General features: G+C 42.5%; 2 protein-coding genes. Both read right to left on the bottom strand.

Features of this window, described 5'->3' with window-relative positions; genetic code table 11:
• Positions 1-122: 122 nt before the first annotated feature.
• Entirely contained in the window at positions 123-626 is a 504-nt protein-coding gene (locus H1P_RS34970; RefSeq protein ID WP_144876332.1) for a hypothetical protein, read from the bottom strand.
• A gap of 137 nt (positions 627-763) precedes the next feature.
• The gene (locus H1P_RS34965; RefSeq protein WP_144876330.1) at positions 764-4477 is read right to left on the bottom strand and encodes a S8 family serine peptidase; all 3714 of its coding nucleotides are present in this window, start codon (positions 4475-4477) and stop codon (positions 764-766) included.
• Positions 4478-4715: the final 238 nt, after the last annotated feature.

Raw genomic sequence — 4715 nt, 5'->3', positions numbered from 1 at the left:
TTTTTAGGAAAAATATCTTGAAATAGCTTCCACTCTAGGTCATTTAATCCCTCAAATTTGCCTGGCATCTTCAGTCGTTTAGTTACAACCTTCTTATTTTATCTATTATTAGTGGGATAGGTTCAAGGCTTATTGTTTGAGGAGGGAACATTTTTGCAAAAGAGCCTGCGTTGGGTTTGTGAATAGAAAACATAGCCATTAACTATTGGATCGGTTTTACGATATAACCAAATGTATCTCCATTCAGCCAAAATATTAGAACAATTGGGATGGGTAGATATATCGTAGGCAACTTTGGCTGTGGAAAAATACGAATGTGCTGCGGGAACGTGTTTTAAGACACCGACACCTTCCCGACAAAATAAAATATTGGGATTTCCTCCTAGGGAATCGAGAACAGCTTGGCGGGATTCCTCAGACACCATTTCCCAAAGTCCGAATATAGGTACGTCAGGAAAATCACTATTATAGAATCCTAGTTTCTGAAGTTGCTGATTGTCTGTTAAAGGTTTATTAGCAACTAAAACTGTAACCCTATAACCTAAACTTTGAAAACCATGTATCCAATTAATTGCTAAGGGGTTGAATACATTGTAGGCAAGAACAAGTATTTTCAGCTGAGACATTTTTTATATTGGTTATTGTGGTGTTGTTCAAATCAGGACAATAATTCTCATTTTAGAAAAAACAGGACGCTAGTTGTCACTTTTCAGAGCTTCCTAAGACTGCTAATTTGGTAGCAGTCCCAGAACAAACAATCTAATTACACAGTAATAAAATTGTCGGCAGTAATTGTCGTTGCTTGAATATCTGTTAGCTCGGTTAATGTATTACCATTGATTGCAAGCAGAGTATTTTTGCCTTGTTGTGTTACGTTAGTATCAGCAAAATCGATCCCTTGAGGCAAGACAAGTTGGTCGATACCATTTTGAAAATCACTAACAATCGCCATAGCGTTACGATCTAATTGGAAAATGTCTGCCTCACTACCTCCAGACAAGTAATTTGTGCCTTTGCCACCGAACAGAAAGTCTTGACCTTTTCCGCCACTCAAAGTGTCATCGCCAGCTTCTCCTAAGAGGTAATCATTGCTATCTTCTCCCAAGAGGCTATCATTACCATTTCCTCCTGTGAGGGCATCAAACCCATCGCCACCATGAATTAAATCGTCCCCTGCCAATCCTGAGAAATTTTCTGCTGCTGCAGTACCACGAAAAGAATCGTTGTTTTCTGTGCCAGTTTGTTTGATGGTAGCGGAATTTAACACCGCACCATCAGCTTGAATCAAACCAGAATCTTTTGGGAGGTTGGGTTGAGAGGTCACGGGAACATCGGTGGCTCTGAGTTTAGTACGAATTTGTTCGGGAGTTAGGCTACCAGGACCTCCAGCCCGTTGTAACATTAAAGCAATAGTTGCTGCCACACCAGGAGCAGATGCTGAAGTACCAAAAAACTGTTCAAATAATGGAACGGAAGTACTTACACCATCGAGTCCAATGATATCGGGTTTGTCACGGATTTGAGGGGAATCTAATTCTTTGCCATCAGGAGTGAAGAAAATCGGCGAGCCACCATTACTAGAGAAATCATTAACCTGTGCTGGTTTAGTGTTGAACTCTGGTGTTTTGTTAAATTCAGCAGCCCCCACGGCAATAGCACCTTCGGCGTTGGGATGACCGTAGACCGTGCCTCCTGGAGTAGCACCAGGCTTGTCATTGACGTATTCATAAGTTAGATCGAAATTTCTAGATAAATCGAGCCACTTAATAAAGCCTGGATCGGGGTCGGCAGAGGCGGTTTTTTTTGAGATCGCTAAATAAACAGTTTCACCCTTCTCCACAGCACTACTAGTTATCACTGCCAGAGATGGATCGTTTGCACTATCAGGAGTTAAAAACTGTGAAGCACTTACGATCTGACCACCTTCGCCTGGAAGTTGAGGACGGTCAAGCATAAATACTTGAAAATCCGTCGCTGCCTCTCCAAATTTTTGCTGCCATTGGAACTGTAAAAAAATTTGGGTAGCATCTTCACCCGTAAACTTTATGCTTTGAAACAAATCGACACCCGAACCTGGATCAAAATCATGAAGTTGATATTCAATTCCTCGGTAGTCAAAGGTTTTACTGCCTCGGAAAGGACTTTGATAGGAGTTGTTGCCATCATTTCCTGCCGAGGAAACATAGGTAATTCCCTGACGAGCCAACTTATTGACTTTTTGAGCTGCAATCCCATCTTGAAAAAAAGGCGTGTAAGTGCCAAAATCATCTACAATCACGTCGGCACCAGCATCTGCCAGTGCTTGAATCGCATCTGCCAGAGTTTGGTCTGTTACGCTACCTTCAGAATCAATAACGCTGTGAAATAATAGTTCAGAATCAGGAGCCGTATCGTGAATAATCTGAGCCATGGCACGTCCTTCATCAATGGTAAAAAATTCTTCTGGTGCCTCTTGAAGAATATTCACTGGCTGAGTTTTACCAAAAGGATTGTTGACTCCAGGTAGTTCGCCGTTTTTGATATCCTGGTTTAGCTGCTCAAAAGCATCAAAACTGTCGGAAATCACCCCGATCTTGATTCCCTCACCATTGAGTCCAAACAGTTTCCGCGCTACATCGGAACGCATTGCGCGATCGCCCTCACTGACTATAGGTTCGCTGTTACCCTCCTCTGGATTTTCCTCTTCTGGTTCGGAGCCATTATCTGGGGACTCATCATTTTCTAACTCCTCCTCTGTCTCTGGAGGTTCTGAATTATTGGAGGGTTTTGCTTGTCGAGGATTGGGTAGGGAGATAACATCATCGGCAGTGATTTGAGATGGGGAAATTCCCAGCAGAGTAGCGTTTTCACCTTCTGGCAGTTTAATTATCGTATCCTGCTTTTGTCGCTGAAGTTTCAGGTCGCTAAATTTTACTCCTACAGGTAGGACTAGATTATCTTTGCCCAGTTGAAAATCGGCAATTGTTACTTTCCCCTTGCCATCGAAGAAAAATTTATCGACACCGCCACCGCCAATTAGGCGATCGCTACCTACGCCACCGCTTAAAAAGTCATCTCCTGCGCCACCACGCAGAGTGTCGTTACCCAATTCTCCTTGTAGATAGTCATTGCCTTGATTACCGTTAAGGAGATCGTCTCCATTGCCCCCAAACAGCACATCAAAGCCTTTGTTACCTCTAATGCGATCGTTACCTCCCAAGCCATAAAGGTTATCAGCTGTGGCTTTTCCTTGAAGCTTGTCATCTTTGCCTGTACCTCGGATTTGAGTTGAGGATGATTGTAGCACTGCACCATTAGCTTGCAAAAAGCCTGTATCTTGAGGGAGGTTTGGTTGAGGAATAACGGGAATATCAGTTTGTTGAAGAATCTCGCGAATCTGTTGTGGTGTCAGACTGTTGCCTCCTCCCGCCCGTTGCAGCATTAGGGCAATTGCTCCTACGGTATGGGCTGCTGCTGATAGGGTGGATTCCCGCATATCAAGATAATCGGCAGTTGCTTGATTAGATTCTCCTGTTGGTGCAATGATATCGGGTTTGGAAGGGATTTCTGGGTTTTCTAAGGGATTGCCTTCAGGGTCAAAGGCAATGGTAGAACCACCGTTATCAGAGAAGGGCTTTACTGAGACTGAACCATCAGTTAGATTCAATTCTCCTGCTCCTGCTGTAATCGCTCCTTTGGCATTAGCAGTTCCATGAATGCTGTTAGCTCCCACTGCACCAGGTTCGTTATCAACATATTCAAAAAATGTTTTGCCAAATCCTTCTATTTCAGGAGAAGCGTTAATCCATTTGATTACGTCGGGCTGTTGATTATCTATACTTTTAGTGTCAGTATTTTGCTGCTTAATCAGCATCAGATAAGCTGTTTGAGCTTCTCCATTTTGGTAACTTAGATAAGTAGATGGTTTGTCTGTATCACTATTACTAACAAATGAACTAGCTAAGATTTTGCTACCTTGCCCTGGTAACAACGGTTTGTCTACTAACAATATCTGATAATCAGAGGTGACATTATTTGGAGATTGCTGCCACTGTAATATCATCCGCATACGAGCATTAGGTTCAAGCTCGACCTTTTGAAAAGAATCGATTTCTTTTCCTAGATCGAAGTCATGGGCTTCATAGGTGATGCCTCGCAGAGAGAAAGTTTCGCCAGCCCGAAACTGGCTTTCATAGGCTTGATTTCTCTTATCTCCAGCGGGAGTAACCACAGTCACACCCTGTTCTACTGCTTTGTTAATAGCCTGTGCTGCCTTAGTATCTTGAAATAACAATGTATTTTCACGTGGTCGATCGATACGTGGATCGACCATAATTGCATTAGCTCCTGCTTTGACCATCGCTTCTATTGCTTGAGCTAATTCTTCATCTCGATCTGCGCCAGACCCAAAGTCAGAAATATTGTATGAGTGAAATAAAAGCTCTGCACCTGGGGCTACATCGTGAATAATCTTGAGTAATTCACGACCAAAATCCAACTGAAACCCGAATGTTGATTCTTTTAAAACCTGAACTGGATTGGTGAAGCCGTTGGGATTTTGCTTACCTGGTAACTCACGGTTCGCTCAATTTAAAAATGGTCGAGCAAATAAAGACGATGAAATCAAGTCACAGTAATAATTAGAGCGATTGGAGTCAATTAGGAACTAGCTGGGGAACAAGATAAATCGATTCAGGAATGTTCATCAAATTTAAAATTTGTCTTTGAAGGGAATT

Origin of the sequence: Hyella patelloides LEGE 07179, assembly GCF_900659865.1 — a bacterium.
GTDB classification, from domain to species: Bacteria; Cyanobacteriota; Cyanobacteriia; order Cyanobacteriales; family Xenococcaceae; genus Hyella; species Hyella patelloides.
Note: the sequence above shows the minus strand (reverse complement) of the source record. Positions and strands in the feature narration are given on the sequence as shown.

Coding starts and splice junctions, on each gene's coding strand:
- H1P_RS34970 (WP_144876332.1), bottom strand. CDS start 626: ATGTCTCAGCTGAAAATACTTGTTCTTGCCTACAATGTATTCAACCCC.